14 protein-coding genes are annotated in these 17,964 nt (G+C 39.9%); all 14 read left to right on the forward strand.

Features of this window, described 5'->3' with window-relative positions:
- Window positions 1–68 precede the first annotated feature (68 nt).
- Window positions 69–1,091, forward strand: a complete 1,023-nt coding sequence (gene queA / locus ACQ4KW_RS09455) for a tRNA preQ1(34) S-adenosylmethionine ribosyltransferase-isomerase QueA (protein ID WP_430886283.1) — start codon at window positions 69–71, stop codon at window positions 1,089–1,091.
- A 12-nt stretch (window positions 1,092–1,103) separates the two neighbouring features.
- Entirely contained in the window at window positions 1,104–2,222 is a 1,119-nt protein-coding gene (tgt, locus tag ACQ4KW_RS09460) for a tRNA guanosine(34) transglycosylase Tgt (protein WP_430886284.1), read from the forward strand.
- Window positions 2,223–2,425: 203 nt separating this feature from the next.
- The gene (locus ACQ4KW_RS09465; protein WP_430886285.1) at window positions 2,426–4,405 is read left to right on the forward strand and encodes a methyl-accepting chemotaxis protein; all 1,980 of its coding nucleotides are present in this window, start codon (window positions 2,426–2,428) and stop codon (window positions 4,403–4,405) included.
- Window positions 4,406–4,567: 162 nt separating this feature from the next.
- Window positions 4,568–4,819, forward strand: coding sequence for a preprotein translocase subunit YajC (gene yajC / locus ACQ4KW_RS09470; protein ID WP_430886286.1), 252 nt, complete (start codon window positions 4,568–4,570; stop codon window positions 4,817–4,819).
- Between the two features lie 162 nt (window positions 4,820–4,981).
- The gene (scfA, locus tag ACQ4KW_RS09475) at window positions 4,982–5,122 is read left to right on the forward strand and encodes a six-cysteine ranthipeptide SCIFF (RefSeq protein WP_430886287.1); all 141 of its coding nucleotides are present in this window, start codon (window positions 4,982–4,984) and stop codon (window positions 5,120–5,122) included.
- Between the two features lie 270 nt (window positions 5,123–5,392).
- Entirely contained in the window at window positions 5,393–6,748 is a 1,356-nt protein-coding gene (scfB, locus tag ACQ4KW_RS09480; RefSeq protein ID WP_430886288.1) for a thioether cross-link-forming SCIFF peptide maturase, read from the forward strand.
- Between the two features lie 2 nt (window positions 6,749–6,750).
- A complete protein-coding gene (locus ACQ4KW_RS09485) occupies window positions 6,751–7,254 on the forward strand; it encodes a gamma carbonic anhydrase family protein (protein ID WP_430886289.1) in 504 nt (167 codons plus the stop codon).
- Between the two features lie 18 nt (window positions 7,255–7,272).
- Window positions 7,273–8,574 carry a protein translocase subunit SecD gene (gene secD, locus ACQ4KW_RS09490; protein WP_430886290.1) on the forward strand — a complete coding sequence of 434 codons (1,302 nt, stop codon included), beginning with the start codon at window positions 7,273–7,275 and terminating at the stop codon, window positions 8,572–8,574.
- A gap of 5 nt (window positions 8,575–8,579) precedes the next feature.
- Window positions 8,580–9,473: a protein translocase subunit SecF gene (gene secF / locus ACQ4KW_RS09495; RefSeq protein ID WP_430886291.1), complete on the forward strand. Its 894-nt coding sequence runs from the start codon at window positions 8,580–8,582 to the stop codon at window positions 9,471–9,473.
- A 298-nt stretch (window positions 9,474–9,771) separates the two neighbouring features.
- Window positions 9,772–11,772 carry a methyl-accepting chemotaxis protein gene (locus ACQ4KW_RS09500; RefSeq protein WP_430886292.1) on the forward strand — a complete coding sequence of 667 codons (2,001 nt, stop codon included), beginning with the start codon at window positions 9,772–9,774 and terminating at the stop codon, window positions 11,770–11,772.
- Between the two features lie 238 nt (window positions 11,773–12,010).
- Window positions 12,011–12,403 (forward strand): LapA family protein, encoded by a 393-nt coding sequence (locus ACQ4KW_RS09505; RefSeq protein WP_430886293.1) that lies wholly within the window; start codon window positions 12,011–12,013, stop codon window positions 12,401–12,403.
- 66 nt (window positions 12,404–12,469) lie between these two features.
- On the forward strand, window positions 12,470–14,842 hold the full coding sequence (gene recJ, locus ACQ4KW_RS09510; protein WP_430886294.1) for a single-stranded-DNA-specific exonuclease RecJ: 2,373 nt from the start codon (window positions 12,470–12,472) through the stop codon (window positions 14,840–14,842).
- 145 nt (window positions 14,843–14,987) lie between these two features.
- A complete protein-coding gene (locus ACQ4KW_RS09515; protein ID WP_430886295.1) occupies window positions 14,988–15,506 on the forward strand; it encodes an adenine phosphoribosyltransferase in 519 nt (172 codons plus the stop codon).
- A gap of 241 nt (window positions 15,507–15,747) precedes the next feature.
- Window positions 15,748–17,952: a RelA/SpoT family protein gene (locus ACQ4KW_RS09520; RefSeq protein ID WP_430886296.1), complete on the forward strand. Its 2,205-nt coding sequence runs from the start codon at window positions 15,748–15,750 to the stop codon at window positions 17,950–17,952.
- The last annotated feature ends 12 nt before the right edge of the window (window positions 17,953–17,964 follow it).

A 17,964-nucleotide genomic window follows, 5' to 3' on the forward strand; every position in this document is an offset into this window, starting at 1 on the left:
TAAATGTTTTTTCTAAAGTTTGAAAAGGACAAGGAAGATATTAAGTCGTTTAGAATAGGATAAGATTCATGAAAAAATCAGATTTTTACTTTGACTTGCCAGATCACCTCATTGCACAAACACCGCTTGAGGACAGAACAGGTTCTCGTTTGATGGTTATTGACAGGGCATCAGGTGAAATTGAACATCATAAGTTCAAAGATGTGCTGGATTATTTAGGTGAAGGTGACTGCCTAGTCGTCAATAACACAAGGGTTCTTCCTGCACGAATTTTCGGCACAAAGGATACAGGGGCAAGGGTAGAATTCTTGCTATTAAAAAGGCTATCAGACAATCGGTGGGAGACACTGGTCAAGCCTGGTCGTAAGGCAAAACTTGATGCTGAGTTTACTTTTGGAAGCGGTCTTATGCGAGGTAAGATTGTGGGCATGGCTGATGAAGGTGCACGTATAATTGAATTCACATATGAAGGTGTCTTTGAAGAAGTGCTTGATCAAATTGGACAAATGCCTCTTCCACCTTATATAACAGAAAGCCTTGATGACCAGGAGCGTTATCAGACTGTGTATGCTAAAGAGCGGGGATCAGCGGCGGCTCCAACAGCGGGTCTTCATTTTACAGAAGAACTTATGGAAAAACTAAGGGCAAAAGGCGTTAAGATCTGCTCTGTCATGCTTCATGTTGGTCTGGGCACTTTCAGACCAGTGAAAGAAGATCATATACTTGACCATAAAATGCACTCGGAATATTATGAGGTTTCAGAAGAGACAGCACAAATTATAAATGAAACCAAAGCAAACGGAGGACGTGTCATAGCTGTTGGAACAACATCAACACGTACCCTTGAAAGTGTAACTGATGAAAATGGAAAGGTTCAACCATCTAAGGGATGGACAGAAATATTCATTTATCCAGGCTACGAATTTAAAATAATAGATGGACTGATAACAAATTTCCATCTGCCTGAGTCGACACTAATCATGTTGGTTAGTGCCCTATCTTCAAAGGATAGAATTTTGAATGCATATGCAGTCGCTGTCAAAGAAGAATATAGATTCTTCAGTTTTGGCGATGCCATGCTACTGATTTAGTTGGAGGATACAATGGCTGTAACTTATGAACTAATTAAAACCTGTAAGCAGAGTGGTGCGAGACTGGGTCGTCTTCATACGCCACACGGAACCATTGACACACCAGTTTTTATGCCTGTTGGCACCCAAGCAACAGTTAAGTCAATGACACCAGAAGAAATTAAAGAGATCGGTGCGGGTATTATTCTAAGCAATACCTACCATTTATTCATGCGTCCGGGTCATGATTTGATTAAAGAGGCCGGTGGCTTGCACAAATTCATGAACTGGGATGGTGCTATCTTAACGGATAGCGGTGGTTTTCAAGTTTTTAGTTTGGGAGACCTTCGGAAAATTTCAGAAGAGGGTGTTGAGTTCAGATCACACATTGATGGTTCAAAACACTTTATCAGTCCAGAAAAAGCTGTAGAAATACAGACAGCTCTAGGCTCGGATATTATGATGGCCTTTGATGAGTGTGCGCCATATCCAGCGGACTGGAACTATGTGAAAAATTCTCTTGAAAGAACAACGCGTTGGTTGGGACGATGTGTTGAAGCCCACACCAATACAGAAAATCAAGCTCTTTTTGGAATCATTCAGGGGGGCATGTATGAGGACTTGCGTCGTCAGAGTATTGAGGAAATCACCCAATATGATTTACCGGGCTATGCCATCGGAGGTCTGAGTGTCGGTGAACCAAAGCCACTTATGTATGAAGTGCTTGAGTATACCACACCTTACATGCCAAAGGACAAGCCTAGATACCTAATGGGCGTTGGTAGCCCTGATTGTCTTATTGAAGGGGTTATTAGAGGCGTCGATATGTTTGACTGCGTCCTTCCCACTAGAGTTGCCAGAAATGGTACAGCTATGACATCTCAAGGGCGTATTGCCATTAAAAATGCCAAGCATACAAGAGATTTCACACCACTTGATCCTGAGTGCGACTGCTATACATGTAAAAATTATTCAAAGGCTTATTTGAGACACCTCTTTAAGTCTAATGAAATCTTATCATCAAGACTCTTCACCTACCACAATATTCATTTCTTGATTAAGCTTATGGAGCAGGTGCGTGAAGCTATTATGGAAGATAGACTTCTTGATTTTAGAAAAGAGTTTTTCGAAAAGTATGGATATGAACTGTAAAATTTTATGTGCATAAATAGGAATAAATGAAAAATATTGACCGTCTAGGACTTAAGTTATAAGTTTTAGGCGGTTTTTTCGTGACTTAGACATTAAAGATGCAGAAAATTTAGAAAAAAAGAATGTCGAATATAGTCGAAACTATGGGAGAATGGTAAAATATTGGGTATATAAAGTATGAAATCCAGTGAGGGGGAATGATTATGAAGTTAGGTATACGTGGGAAATTGATTTTATTATTCACAGTGGTACTCGTATTGGCAATTGGATCGATTGGGGCTGGGTCCTATATCCAATCGGCCAGCATGCTTGAAACAGAACTCAACAACAATGCAGAGTCGGTGCTCCGATTAATTTCAGAGCAGGTAAAAGAGTATTTTGACATGCACTTGGCATCCGTTCGTATGATGGGGGCAAGTGACAACGTTGAAAACGTTTATTCTAAGTTTAATGCGCAAAATGACATGATGAGCACCTACAAGGACTACATTGAGCAGTATCCAGACGTCATGAACATTTATATGGGGACAGAACGTAAAGATTTCTTCATATGGCCTGAAACGGAACTGCCAGAGGGCTATGATCCGACGGTAAGACCATGGTATCAACAGGCTATAGAGGCGGGAGAAGCTATTTGGACAGATCCTTACGTGGATGCTTTTACGGGTGATATGATTATTTCCGCTGCTATGCCAGTCTATGACAGTCGAGACAAATTTGTTGGTGTTCTCGCCATTGACTTGTCTCTAGCGGGCCTGTCTGAACAAATCACAAGTATAAAAATTGGTGAAACAGGCTATCCGTTTATATTTGATAACAATTACAATTTGATGATTCACCCGGATCCTGAGAAAATCGGTGAACCGTCAGCGGTACCTGAACTAGAAGCTTATATTCAATCAGGTGGAAGAGGAATCATTGAATATGTCTTTAATGGCCAAAAGAAGTTTGCAGCCGTTGATTATGTTGATGAAATAGGATGGCCAATTGCAGCCAGTCTGCCAATTGATGAAGTACAGGCTAAATCATTTGTTATCCTTAGAGCCATTATTTTCATAGGCCTTATAACCCTAGTGGTTGCTGGCCTTGTCAATCAGTTTTTTGCTAAATCCATTGTTAACCCAATCATTGTTATAGGAAATGAAATGGAAAAAGTGAAAAATGGAGACTTCACAGTTAAAGTCAATATCACTACAAAAGATGAAGTGGGTGTGCTTGCAGACAATTTCAATATGATGGTGGAACAGGTTCGAGAACTTGTTGCAAGTGCAAAAGAAGTGGCTAAAAGTGTTTCGCTTTCAGCAACAGACTTAGCGGCAACATCTCAGCAGACAAGTGCTCTTTCCACAGAAGTCTCAAAAACTGTTGATGAAATTGCCAAAGGGGCATCTGATCAAGCTGGTGAAGCTGAAAAAGGCGCCCAACTTGTATTTGGTCTTGATCAGAAGTTTAATCAACTTTCAGAAGGCACTTCTGAAATGGGACATTCAGCCGAAGAAGCCATTTCTTCCAGTGCTGAAGGCCTTAAGAGTGTTGCAGAACTCATGGAAAAAACAGAAGAAAGCAATACGTCAACAACCAAGGTTGGGGAAGCTATAACAGCCTTGACGGAGAAATCAAGTAATATTGGTGTATTTGTCGAAACCATTAGTTCTATTGCAGAACAGACCAATTTACTTGCACTAAATGCATCTATTGAAGCTGCAAGGGCTGGTGAACACGGTAGAGGCTTTGCGGTCGTTGCAGACGAAATTCGAAAGCTCGCTGAGGGATCCAATGAAGCGGCTGAAGAAATTCGCAAAATTGTTGGCGAAATCATGGATGAAAATAAGAAAGCTCAGCTCATTATGTCTGATGTAGGTGATATTGCAGAAAGACAAACAACGGCGGTTGAAGGTGTGAATACTTCCTTTGATCAGATTTCTAAACTCATTGACGCCATCACAGATAAGATCCGTGAAACATCAAGCTTTGTAACTGAAATGACGAATGACAAGGACCTTATCGTTTCAGCCATTGAAAATATTTCAGCGGTTTCGGAAGAAACGGCGGCATCAACTGAGGAAGTTAGTGCCTCTGTAGACCAGCAGTCTAACGCTGTAGACGAAGTGGCCAGAGCAGCTGAAGAACTAAATCATTTGGCTGACTCTCTAAACAGTGAAATCAGTAAGTTTATTGTTTAAACCTATACCTTAATTATTTGCAGGGTCTGTTCGCAATATTATGAACAGACCCTTAAATTGTTTAGTAATTCATAAAATCTTTAAAAGAATTTATAAATAAAAAGGATTTTAAGAAGAAAAGTAGAATATGTTATCTAGTGAAGGTTAAAGGAGGCTATATATATGGCGTTTTCTCTAGTTTACATTGCAGCGATCTTCGGGATTTTTTACTTCCTGCTTATTCGTCCTCAGCAAAAGAGAGCGAAAGAGCTTCAGGCAATGCGTGACAGCGTAAAAGTCGGAGACACTGTGGTGACAATTGGTGGATTAGTGGGTAAAGTTGTTCGTGTTTCTGACGAGCAAATAGTTATTGACTCTGGTGCTGGAGAACTTACATTCAAGAAATTCGGCGTAAACAGTGTCATTAATGACTAAGTTCATTATTCGATGGATAAAAGGGTAACAACGGGAATTTCCGTTGTTGCCCTTTCTACTTATCAAGAAGGCTATGGGCCTGGAATGTAAGATATTTATTAACTGGTCAGAGTGTTCTAGCTGTGCTATAATTGGTATGTATTTACGAGAGGAGGGAAAGCAATGAAACACATTAAGACGCTTAATGCTGGAACTTTAAAGGAATCTGCATCACACGGCGGATGTGGCGAATGCCAAACATCATGTCAGTCTGCATGTAAAACTTCTTGTACGGTAGCAAACCAGGAATGCGAAAACAAATAAGTTTTACATAGACTTGGAGCCCTGCTCCAACTTGTAATATAAATAGGAATTTCCAATTTCTATTGCGTACTAAAAAGACCAGCTCACGTGCACGGAGCGTACGTGGCTGGTCATTTGATTGTTCTCATTTTATTGTGTTTTAATGGCAGAGCGATAAGCTCGCCTTTTTTGTGTATTCTCCAATTGACTTATTATAAAGACAATGGATATTAAGACAATTAAGTCTTGAAATGATAGAATTATGGCGTAGGTTATGCGCTGGAGGTAATAATGATTCATAAGTTTAAACAGGGCGGCTTGTATATTGTTGTAGATGTTAACAGTGGTGCCGTTCATGTTGTCGACGAGCTTGTTTATGACATTCTAGACCATTATCCAAAATTGGAAGCGTCTCAGGTTGTTGAAGCTCTTAAGGAAAAGCATAAGGCACAAGCCATAGAGGATGCCATCGGTGAAATTGATGAGCTTATTCGTGCTGAGCAAATATACTGTGAAGATAAGTATATTCACAATTTGGAGTTTAAGGCACGAAAGCCTGTTATAAAAGCCATGTGTCTTCATGTTGCCCATGACTGCAATATTAGATGTAAGTACTGCTTTGCTTCTCAGGGAGATTTTGAGGGAGACAGAAGTTTGATGTCTCTTGAAACTGGTAAGAAGGCTCTTGAATTCTTAGCAAAGAACTCAGGGAATCGACGAAATTTGGAAGTGGATTTCTTCGGTGGTGAACCGCTTATGAACTTTGAAGTGTGTAAGCAACTTGTAGAGTATGGTCGTGAACTTGAAAAGACATATAATAAACTTTTCCGTTTCACTATGACAACAAATGGAGTCCTTTTAAATGATGAGAACATGGACTACATTAACAAGGAAATGCACAATGTTGTTCTGAGTCTAGACGGTCGTCCAGAAATCAATGATGTTATGCGCTACACAATATCTGGCGGAGGCACATACGATGTGATCATGCCTAAGTTTAAGGAAATGGTTAAAAAACGTGGAGACAAGTCATATTACATTCGTGGCACGTTTACCCGTTTTAATACAGACTTTGCAAAGGACGTTCTCCACATGGCAGATCAAGGATTTGAGCATGTTTCTGTGGAGCCGGTTGTAGCAGAGTCCAAGCATGATTATGCACTAAGAGATGAAGATCTTGAAAAGATTTTCGAGCAATATGACGAGCTGGCTGAAGAACTCATAAAGCGTGGAAAGAAAAATGAAGGCTTCAACTTCTTCCACTTTATGGTAGACTTGAGTCAGGGCCCATGTATTGTTAAACGTCTATCCGGTTGCGGAGCAGGCGCAGAATACATTGCAGTCACGCCAGAAGGTGACATATACCCATGTCATCAATTTGTTGGCGACGAGGATTTTAAAATGGGAAGTGTCCTCACGGAAGAGATGGATATGACCATGAACAATTCGTTCAAAAATGCTCATGTTTACAATAAACCTGACTGTAAAGAATGCTGGGCGAAGTTTTACTGCTCTGGTGGATGTCACGCCAACGCTTATAACTTCAACAACGACATTAACCAGCCTTACAGCTTAGGTTGTGAAATGGAAAAGAAACGTCTTGAATGTTCACTGTACATTCAAGCGAAAACGACGATGGAGGAATAAGCATGATTAAAGACTTTCAAGGTATTGCACCGAAAATTGATGACTCTTGTTTTGTTGCTGAAACGGCAATGGTCATTGGAGATGTGGTTCTAGGCGAAAATGTGAATGTATGGTACGGCACGGTCATTCGCGGTGACGTAAATTATGTACGCGTTGGAAAGAATACAAATATTCAAGACAATTCGGTGGTTCACGTGGACAGTGGGGGTTTTCCCACTATAATCGGCGAGAATGTGACAATTGGACATGGGGCTATTGTGCATGCATGTACAATTGGTGACAATACTTTGATTGGAATGGGTGCAATTGTCCTGGATGGCGCGGAAATCGGAGAAAATGTTATTCTTGGAGCAGGTGCATTAGTGCCTCCGGGAAAGAAGATTCCAAGCAATTCATTGGCAGTTGGATCACCTGCAAAGGTCGTGCGAGAACTTGGTGAAGAAGAAATTGAGAAACGCATACACCATGCCACAAGATATGTGGACCTTGCTGAAAAACACAAATAAAATGACGGGGTGAAAATTATGAAGCGCAACAGCTTTAGTGTGTTTTTAATCCTCACAGCGGTTATTGTGGGGTGCATTCTGTTGGCCTTTAATGGACTGACAATCGGCTCTTTTAGAGTGGATTCAGTTGAAGACTCTATTAAATTGGGGCTTGATATTGAAGGTGGCGTAGTCGTGGTTTACGAGGCGCAAACAGAAGCAACGGGAAATGATCTAGCAAAGATTATGGATCAGTCGATCAGTGTCATCAGCAAACGTGTGAACGAGCTGGGCCTGACAGAGCCATTAATCACGAAACAAGGAGACAAACGTATCAGAATTGAACTGCCTGGGGTTAAAGACATCCAGGAAGCTGTGGATTCTATTGGCAAGACAGCTCAACTTCGATTCGTTTTAGTTGATGCTGAGAACCAAGCATCAAGCGGTATGACAAGAGATATGTTCACTGGAGAAGACCTATTCACTGGCGAACTTGTTAAGGATGCAAGCTACGGCTATTCTGACCAGTACGGACATACTGTTATGTTAAAAATGAACGGTGATGGTAAGGATTTATTCAGAGATGCCACACTTAAAGCCTCTCAAATGGGAGCGCATGGTGGCCAAATTGCCATCCTTCTTGATGATGAGGTTATATCAGCCCCTTATGCCAATCAGCAGATTCCTAATGGTGAGGCTGTAATAAACGGCAGTTTCACACAGGAAGGTGCAGCGAATCTAGCTGCTCTTATTCGAGGCGGGGCCCTACCTGTAGAACTTAAAGAAGTACAAAGTTCTCTTATAGGTCCAACACTGGGTAAGAATGCCCTGGATTCAGCTCTAAATGCAGCTCAGATCGGTTTTGGACTTGTTATACTATTTATGATTGTCTATTACCGTGTGCCTGGTTTTGTGGCATCAATGGCCCTGCTATTGTATGCTTGCCTACTTCTTTTCACAATGATTGGATTTAGTGCAACTCTGACCCTGCCAGGTGTCGCAGGTATTGTGTTATCTGTGGGTATGGCCGTAGATGCCAATGTCATTATCTTTGAAAGAATTAAAGAAGAGATTGGCAACGGAAAGACGCTTAGGGCGTCAATTGATTCAGGTTTCTCTAGGGCGCTTAAAACCATTATAGATGCAAACATCACAACCCTTATAGCGGCTGTTGTTTTATTCTACTTTGGAGAAGGCCCGATTAAAGGTTTTGCTGTCACTCTAATGATAGGTATTGTTATCAGTATGATCACAGCGGTGGTTGTTACTAAGTCAATGCTTCGTTCATCCATAGCACTAAAAGCCTTTAACAACAAAAAAATGTTTGGAGCAAGGGGGTAATGCAGATGAAAATAGCTCAAAATTATAAAATCTGGTTTGCCATTTCTCTTGCGGTGATCATTGCTGGTGTGAGCGCTGCTATGTTTATGGGGCTTAACCTGGGCATAGATTTTACAGGTGGCACAATGATGCAGATCAATATGGGTCAAACTGTAGAAGTGAAAGAAATGCAAGCTGTTATCGAAGAGTTTAATCTGGATGCAGATATTATTCATGCCGGTGCGGAGAAAACAGAAGTTATTATTAAGACAAAATCCTCTCTGGCAAACTCTGAAAGGGTAGAAATATTTAATAAAATACAGTCGGCATACGGTCTTGAAGATGAAGCCTTTATAGGGGCGGAGCAGTTTGGACCTGCCATTGGTGATGAGATTCAAAATAGAGCTCTTATTGCGGTTATATTGGCTTCAGTGGGCATGTTTGTATACATCATTTTCCGATTTGAAATGATCTATGGTGTGTCATCTATCGTGGCACTTATGCACGACGTGCTCGTTCTTCTTAGTATTTACGCAATCTTTAGAGTGCCTGTGAATTCATCTTTTATTGCGGCAGTTCTTACTATTGTTGGTTACTCAATAAATGATACTATTGTTGTATTTGACCGTGTTAGAGAAAACGTAAAACGTATGGAGAAAGCTTCATTTGTTGAAATTGCAAACACAAGTCTTAAACAGACAATTACGCGTTCAATTAACACATCATTAACAACGCTTCTTGTTATTGGATCCTTATATGCTCTTGGTGTAGAGTCGATTAAGGAATTTGCTTTCCCACTTATGGCGGGTGTCCTTGTAGGAACATACTCGTCAATATTTGTGGCAAGTCCAGTATGGGTGCTTCTAAAAACAGCACAGAAAAACAAGAACAGATCTTACCCTGTTAAAGAACAGGTTTAATGTGAGATAAAAAAGTGTTCAATACTTTAAAAAATTCCGGACGACTATGCTACGCACATAGACGTCCGGAATTTTTATGTTTATTTTCTACAATGTGATATATAGAAAAATGTTATACACTCATCTTTTACTTGAGAATCTTATTTAATCATTTTTGTACAATTGGGTATAAATAATGTGTATAAGCGAATGATTAGATCTTTTGTTACCGAAACGTTAGACAACTTTAGAATTATGTATATCTTAATCTGACAGACTCGGGACTTTCGTAGTATAATAGTAAACGAGGAGGTAAGGGATGAAATTTATAAACAATTTAAGAATACGAACTGTCTTACTTTTGGGGATCGTATTCATGGTTATCCTAATTGGATATTTAGGATTCATTTCATTTAATGGTATCAGTGGACTTGCGAAGAATTCAGTACCACTCATACAGGAAAATGAAGCATTGATGAAAACGGCGCTTGATATGAGGCGTGCCGAAAAAGATTTTCTTTTATATGACCTAATCAATCCTGACTTTTATGAGGTAAATTCCAGTCAGAACTTAGATCAATTTAAAAGAAATTATGAAAAGGCCAGCGGTCTACTCGACAGTGTGGAAGCCATGAATGGCACCATGAAGATATTAGACCAAGAAGCAATTGATGAAGCCAGACAGCTGCTTGATGAGAATCACTCTGAATTTCTTGATCTTGTTGATCTATACAAGCAAAAGGGATTTAAGGATTTTGGCCTAATCGGTGAACTCAGAGAAAGTATTCATCATGTGGAAGAAGACCTAAATGCCCTTGAAGATAACGGTGAAATGGAAGTTGCTATGCTACAACTTCGTAGAAATGAAAAAGACTATTTCTTAAGAAATGATGCAAGCTATATTGAAAAATTTGCTTCAAATATTGCAGTTTTTTATGAAATAATCGAAAACACTGAGATGGATGCAAACCTAAAAAGCAAACTTATTGCAGATTTGAAATCCTATGAAGACAAATTCAGAGCGGTATCTGAAATGGATGAAGTGATTGGCAGGGTTGGCACAGAAGGAAAATTAGGGGAGTATAATTCATCTTCAATGCATCTAATTGGAATTTTAGAAGTAAGCAATCGTGAAATCAGTGAGAGTGTGACTGAAGAGGCTATGGACCTTCAGAATAAAATTAAAATTTCAGTCATTCTTGTGATTGGTATTTCAATAATTATTGGACTGGCCATACCAGCACTTGTTCTCAAGCCTATTAGGAATACAAACACTGTGGTGGCAGAACTTTCGAAGGGCGAAGGGGACTTAACCGTTCGAATGAGTGAAAGTAAAAACGAAATGGGCAGTCTTCGTAAGAATATCAATCTATTCATACTCAAAATTAGGGATATTGTTGTTCGAGTTAAAGATAGTGCAGAGCATGTTGCTGCATCTTCTAATGAACTGAACAAAGCTGTTTCAGAAGCCAACAGAAATATTGAAAGCATTTCACAAGAAGTTCAGAGCATTACAGGTGAAATTGAGCAAAATTCAAGTATTGTCGAACAGGTTTCGGCATCCGTTCAAGAACTGGCAGCCAGTGCATCCGATGTCGGAGAAGATGCAGAGATTCTTCTATCGGGCGCAGGTGAAGTAACAGAAGCGGTTGAGGTTGGTTCTAAAGGGCTTGATGCTGTGTCTATAGCGGTCAATCAAGTCAAGGAGAATTCAAAAGAAGTCACAGATGAAATCAGCAAACTTGAGTCATATTCCAATGAAATTGAGTCTATTGTAGGTCTAATTTCAGGCATATCGGAACAAACAAACCTTTTGGCCCTCAATGCAAGTATTGAGGCTGCTAGGGCAGGGGAACACGGTCGTGGATTTGCTGTTGTTGCAGAAGAGGTTCGAAAACTTGCAGAAGAAAGTGGCAAATCAACAGAGCAAATTTCCAATTTAGTAGGCATGATTAGGCACATGGTTAGCAAAACAAAGGACAGCATCCAAAGCGAAGCGGTTCAAATTGATAAAAGTGTTGAAATGACTAAGGATGCCAATGAAGCCTTTAAGGGCATTATTGAAAAGGTTCGAAATATGGAAGACCGGATTGACCATATCACTGAATTGACAAAGCATCAGACCACAATGAGCGGTCAAATAGCGACAGCCATGGACGAAGTGGCGCATACAACAACGCGCAATGCTACATCATCTAGGGAAATAAGTGAAAATGTCGAAAGCCAAGTGGCTATATTTGAAGAAATTGGGGCATCTCTAGAAGAACTGCACCGAATTGCAGAGAATTTAGAAGAAGAAACCAATCGGTTTATTGTCTAATCAGAGGATGAATTAGAAGCAGGACCAAGTTGTATAAAGGTTAGAATCAAAAATTTAGTAAGGTCCACTTAATATCACATGCAAATGTGTCATTTAAGTGGACTTTTTTATTATGGCTCATATTTTTGAAAGAGGCATTTATAATTTCTTAAACTTTATTAGGTGTGACACAAAGATTTTCTGGTATAATTAATAATAGTCGGGGAAAAAACCTTTGACAAAATAAGGAGGCGGACATATGAAAGCAACATTTATCTTATCACTGGTTATGGCAATTTTAATAGCTATTTTTGCATTACTTAATGGAACGGCGGTTCCCGTTAGTTTTGGATTTGCTACATTTGAGTCATCGCTAGCACTTGTGATTCTCGTATCAGTTGCCATTGGCGCTGTGATAATTTATCTAATAGATGTTGTTGGAAAGTTCAAGAGTGCCCGAAAAATTAAAGAGTTGGAAAAGAAAGTGGCGCAACTTGAAAAAGACATCAAGGAAAAAGCAACTATTATCACAAAATTGTCTCAGGCGGATGGCCCATCGGGTTCATCTCAAAATACGCAAGCTAGTAAAGAGGACGCCTCTTCCCAGTCTGGAAATAAAGCTGAGAACGAGTCAAAAACAAACAAGGCATAATATTTCTTGTGTTTAATATGGCACATGAATACATGGAAAATAAGAGTAAGACAAAAGGTGATTTAATTGAATATATTTGAAAAGATTTGGAGCAGTCGAACAGCATCAAACGACGCATCTGACTTAGCAGAAAACTTAGGCATAAGCCCTTTGATTGCACAAATTCTTGCATCTAGAGGTATAAGCGACCCAGTGGATGCTAAAAAATTTCTATATTCAACAGTGAGGGATCTATATGATCCCTTTTTGCTTGAGGGTATGGAAAAATCCGTGAAACGAATAAAAAAGGCTATGGATCTTCATGAAAAAATTGTTATTTATGGCGACTATGATGTCGATGGCATCACGTCAATATCTATTCTCATGAAGTACTTTCAGCATATCGAGTATCCGGTACAGTTTTATATTCCCAATAGACTGGAAGAGGGATATGGTGTCAACGAAGATGCCATCTTAAAAATTGCAGAAGATGGAACAGATCTCTTGATTACAGTAGACTGTGGCATCACTTCAGTTCATGAAGCTCAGGTGGCTAAAACCATTGGCTTGGATGTCATCATCACGGACCACCATGAGTGTCAGTCGGAAATTCCCGACTGCTATGCAGTCATCAACCCTAAGCAGGAAATTTGCCAGTATCCATTTGATATGCTGGCTGGGGTGGGCATTGCCTTTAAACTCGTTCAAGGGCTGATGGGAGAAGAATTTTACGGATTTATTGATGAAATTATTGATATTGCTGCGCTTGGAACGGTGGCAGATGTGGCACCCATTGCAGATGAAAATAGAATCATAACGAAGTTTGGTCTAGAAAAATTAAATGAAACGTCAAATCTTGGACTAAAGGCCCTCATAGAAGTTGCCGGGGTTGAAGGCAAGGATTTAAATACAGGACACATAGGTTTTACCTTGGCACCAAGAATTAACGCAGCTGGTCGAATTGGAAGTCCACACCTGGGCGTGGAACTCTTAACAACAGGTGATCAGACCAGGGCTTACGAACTTGCCCAGGAGCTTAACGCGCTTAATGAAAAAAGACAAGCCATCGAAAAGGATATACTGGAAGAAGCCATAGTCTATATTGAAAAAAATGTGGATATAGACAAGGAACTGGTTATCGTTGTTAAGGGACATAACTGGCATACTGGTATTATAGGCATTGTGGCTTCACGTATCGCTGAGAAGTACTATAGACCAACCATTATTCTCAACATTGAGGATGGCCTTGCAAAGGGATCAGCCCGAAGTGTGGGCAAGTTTAGTATTTTCGATGCTATGAGTGCATGTAAAGACCTATTTAGCAAATTTGGAGGACATGAACAAGCAGCAGGCGTGTCCATGCCCGAAGAAAATGTGACCGCCTTTACTAAACGTGTGAATGATTATGCTCAGAAGCTTTTAACAGAGCGTGATCTCATCCCTGTGCTTAAGGTGGATGGACATATACTTGGGCGTGACATTTCCTATAAATTACTAGATGAATTGGACTTGCTCCAGCCTTTTGGACTATCCAATCCCAAACCTCAGTTTGTTATTGAAGACCTTCAAGTTGACAAGGTTATGATGATTGGCAAGGATAAAAATCATTTAAAAATGATTGTGCATGATCAAAATCGTGTGTTTGACAGCCTGTGTTTTGGCTGTGACGATAAATACGGCTATGTGCAATCTAAAGATAAGGTGAATATGGTGGCTGGCCTGGATAGAAACAGCTTCAGAGGTGTTGAAACCATTCAGCTTATGATAAAAGACATTCGCAAGTATACAGCTTACGCTCCATCGTATAAGGCTCTGCGAAGCCAGTATGACGTATCAGCAGCCATTTATTTTGAATATATTGCAAAACAAGGTTTAGAGCAAAGCAAGGTCAAGCTGGAAGGCTTTAAAGACCTGGAGGCCTCTAGAAAAACCTTGGTTGTAATAGAATCCTCGGCGGATATGTATGATTTCATACGTTTGTACCATGACAGGGTGGACTATAAATACAAGATTCATTTTAATGAAATCAAAGTGCCTTCAGATTTTGATGTCCTTGTCCATCCTCTTGAACTGGAGCGCGTTATGAAGGCTTATGATCAAGTATACTGCTTTAGAGCCCATGATTTGATTGACAATACGGAACGTGTCAAAGCTGAAATTATACCTGAACGAGAAGATCTTGTTGCCTTTTATAAGATGCTCATGAAAGACGGGGCTCTATCGGGGTCTATAAGTGAAACGTCTAGAAAAATGGGGATAAAAACTGGCATAATGGTCATGTCTGGGCTGATATTAAAAGACCTGAATCTCATAGATTTTTCTATGTCCGGACATAGCTTTGAAGCTAAAATGCGTCCAAAGCCTAAAGAAAAAATTGATATTTTTGAAGCCCCCCTTTTTAAAAGACTTCAAGATTATCGCCGAATGTCTTACAGGGAAGTCATGCAAATTGAGTATTGACTCTAAGTACGGATATAAAATGAAAAACAAATGAAAATGTTTCTTTTATTCATTAAAGATATTTGGTAAAATAACAAGGTCGGAGGCTTGAATGGGACAAGATAGCCTCTCATTTGAACGTATGGTGAACGGGGAGGTTTACAAAATGGATTTAAAGTCCAAAATTCGCGTTGTGGAAAATTTCCCAATCGAAGGAATTAGTTTTAAAGATGTAACAACACTGCTTCAGGATGGAGAAGCATATGCATATGCAGTGGATCAAATGGTTGACTTCGTTAAAGATGTTGATTTTGACATTATTGTTGGACCTGAAGCAAGAGGATTTCTTGTAGGGGCGCCAATGGCGACTGCCATGAAGAAGTCTTTCGTGCCTGTAAGAAAACCAGGCAAGCTTCCTTATGAAACTGTTAAGTATTCTTATGAGCTAGAGTATGGCTCAGACACTTTGGAAATTCATGCAGATGCCATTCAAAAAGGTTCTAAGGTTCTTATTGCAGATGACCTCCTTGCAACAGGCGGTACGGTTGGTGCTGTGAAAGAGTTGATCGAACAAATGGGTGGTCAAGTTGTGGGGGCTGTTTTCCTTATGGAACTTGATTTCTTGAATGGTCGCAAAGCACTTGGTGAAACGAGCATTTTCAGCTTAATTCACTATGATGAATAATAAGATGACACCGAAACTATCAGGTTAAAAGCCTGATAGTTTTTTTGAATACAAGAAAACAGAATATTATGAAAACGTTTGTCTTTGCATCTTTCATTGAGAGGAATATCAATTTGGTATATAATAAGAATAATTCAGAAAAACAGGTTTCGAAATAGTTACAAGAAATAAGGCGTTCGACCTGTTAACCCATGCTGGGTCTATCTGGAAAAAAGTCTGACATGATGAAACAGGTGATGATATGAATCTCGAATCATATATGCTTCGACTGGAGCAGCACTTGCCCAATATAGATCTTGCGCCCATTATTAAGGCATTTCACTATGCTGAAAATGCGCACAGAGGTCAATATAGAAAGTCTGGAGAACCGTATTTTATTCATCCAATGGAAGTGTCTATTATACTTGCAGAATTGGAGATGGATTCAACAACGATTATTTCTGGACTCCTTCATGACGTTGTCGAAGATACGGAATACACTTTAGAAGATATTGAAAGGGAATTTGGTCCTGAGGTGTCTCTACTGGTAGACGGCGTTACAAAGCTGAGCAAGATCCACTACGAATCGAAGCAAGAAGCTCAAGTGGAAAACTTGAGAAAAATGTTCCTAGCAATGGCGCAGGACATTAGGGTAATACTTATTAAACTTGCCGACCGTGTTCATAATATGAGAACGCTTAAGTACATGGCAGACCATAAGAAGCGGGAGAAGGCAGAGGAATCACTGGAGATATACGCTCCGATAGCTCATCGTTTGGGTATTTCCAAAATGAAGTGGGAACTTGAAGATTTGGCCTTATTATATCTGGATCCTCAAGGATATTATGAACTGGTTAGTAAAGTTGATAAAAAACGAGCTGAACGTGAAGAAATTATTAATACAGTAATAAGTGAACTTCATGACAGCTTAGATGAAGTCGGCATTGAATGTGAAATCTATGGGCGTCCGAAAAACTTCTATAGCATATACAAGAAAATGAAGCATCAGCAGAAAGAATTTGATGAAATTTATGATTTGACTGCCATTCGTGTTCTTGTGGAAAACATAAAAGAATGTTACGGTGCTTTAGGTGTTGTTCATACAAAGTGGAAACCGATTCCGGGACGTTTCAAAGATTATATTGCCATGCCAAAGCAAAATATGTACCAGTCCCTTCATACCACTGTCATAGGCGATGGTGGGGAACCCTTTGAAATTCAGATTAGAACCTTAGAAATGCACCGTGTTGCTGAGTATGGTATTGCGGCGCACTGGAAATATAAAGAGGGGAAATCTTCCTTCCAAGCGGCTGCAGCTGGTCAAATGGATGAAAAACTCAACTGGCTTCGACAGATGATGGAATGGCAAAGAGACTTAGAAACGCCAGAGGAATTTATTCAGTCGCTTAAGATTGATTTGTTTAACAACCAGGTCTATGTCTTTACTCCAAAAGGTCAAGTTTTTGAATTGCCTGTGGGATCGACACCTGTTGATTTTGCTTATAAAATTCACTCTGAAGTTGGCAACAAATGTGTTGGAGCCAAGGTCAACAACCGAATTGTACCCCTTAATTTTCAGTTGAAAACGGGCCAGATTGTTGAGATCTTGACTTCAAAGTCTTCAAATGGACCATCAAGAGACTGGTTAAAGTTTGCCAAGTTCACACAAGCCAAGAATAAAATCAAGCATTGGTTTAAGAAAGAGCGCAGGGAAGAAAATATTACCAATGGCCGAGATATGCTTGAAAAAGAAATCAGGCGTAATGGATATGCTTGGAAAGACTTAATGCGTACCGAATGGGTCGAGCCAATGTTAAAGCGTTTGTCTATGAAGGATTTAGATGATTTGTACGCGGCACTTGGTTACGGTGGTATTTTATTAAGTCAGGTTATACCAAAGCTTAGAGAACAATATAAGAATGTTGAAAAGCAAAAAAATAACGAAGACAAAGACCAGGAAATCACAGAGATTGTTTCAAAGCCTAAGGATCATGAAGAACGGGCAAGACGTCAGAAAAGCACCCAAGGCGTTATCGTTAAAGGTATTGATAATGTCCCTATTCGATTTGGTCGTTGTTGTAACCCCGTGCCTGGCGATGATATTATTGGCTACGTGACGAGGGGGCGTGGGGTGACGATCCACAGATCTGACTGTACCAACTTCGAAAAAACCGATGACTCAAAAAATCGTTTTATTGAAGTGCAGTGGGATCAGGAGAAACCTACGACATATGCAACAGAAGTTCAGATTATCGCTCCAGATAGAAAGGGTCTTCTTTCCGAAGTGACTCAGCTTATCACGGATACAGCTATGATGGTGACTGGTGTCAATGCAAAATTGACAAAGAATGAAATAGCGGTTATTAATCTGACCGTGGAAGTTTCTAACCAGGATGAACTGAACAAACTTATTTCAAAAATTAAGAACATGTCTGGTGTTATTGATGTAAAGCGTATTATATCGTAAATTAAATCAAAT

The sequence above is a fragment of the Tianxiuia mixotrophica genome (genome assembly GCF_050596425.1).
Classification (GTDB): Bacteria; Bacillota; Clostridia; order Peptostreptococcales; family Acidaminobacteraceae.

Excerpts from the sequence above, each read along its gene's own strand:
- queA (WP_430886283.1), top strand. The coding sequence starts at position 69 with ATGAAAAAATCAGATTTTTACTTTGACTTGCCAGATCACCTCATTGCA.
- tgt (WP_430886284.1), top strand. The coding sequence starts at position 1,104 with ATGGCTGTAACTTATGAACTAATTAAAACCTGTAAGCAGAGTGGTGCG.
- ACQ4KW_RS09465 (WP_430886285.1), top strand. The coding sequence starts at position 2,426 with ATGAAGTTAGGTATACGTGGGAAATTGATTTTATTATTCACAGTGGTA.
- yajC (WP_430886286.1), top strand. The coding sequence starts at position 4,568 with ATGGCGTTTTCTCTAGTTTACATTGCAGCGATCTTCGGGATTTTTTAC.
- scfA (WP_430886287.1), top strand. The coding sequence starts at position 4,982 with ATGAAACACATTAAGACGCTTAATGCTGGAACTTTAAAGGAATCTGCA.
- scfB (WP_430886288.1), top strand. The coding sequence starts at position 5,393 with ATGATTCATAAGTTTAAACAGGGCGGCTTGTATATTGTTGTAGATGTT.
- ACQ4KW_RS09485 (WP_430886289.1), top strand. The coding sequence starts at position 6,751 with ATGATTAAAGACTTTCAAGGTATTGCACCGAAAATTGATGACTCTTGT.
- secD (WP_430886290.1), top strand. The coding sequence starts at position 7,273 with ATGAAGCGCAACAGCTTTAGTGTGTTTTTAATCCTCACAGCGGTTATT.
- secF (WP_430886291.1), top strand. The coding sequence starts at position 8,580 with ATGAAAATAGCTCAAAATTATAAAATCTGGTTTGCCATTTCTCTTGCG.
- ACQ4KW_RS09500 (WP_430886292.1), top strand. The coding sequence starts at position 9,772 with ATGAAATTTATAAACAATTTAAGAATACGAACTGTCTTACTTTTGGGG.
- ACQ4KW_RS09505 (WP_430886293.1), top strand. The coding sequence starts at position 12,011 with ATGAAAGCAACATTTATCTTATCACTGGTTATGGCAATTTTAATAGCT.
- ACQ4KW_RS09515 (WP_430886295.1), top strand. The coding sequence starts at position 14,988 with ATGGATTTAAAGTCCAAAATTCGCGTTGTGGAAAATTTCCCAATCGAA.
- ACQ4KW_RS09520 (WP_430886296.1), top strand. The coding sequence starts at position 15,748 with ATGAATCTCGAATCATATATGCTTCGACTGGAGCAGCACTTGCCCAAT.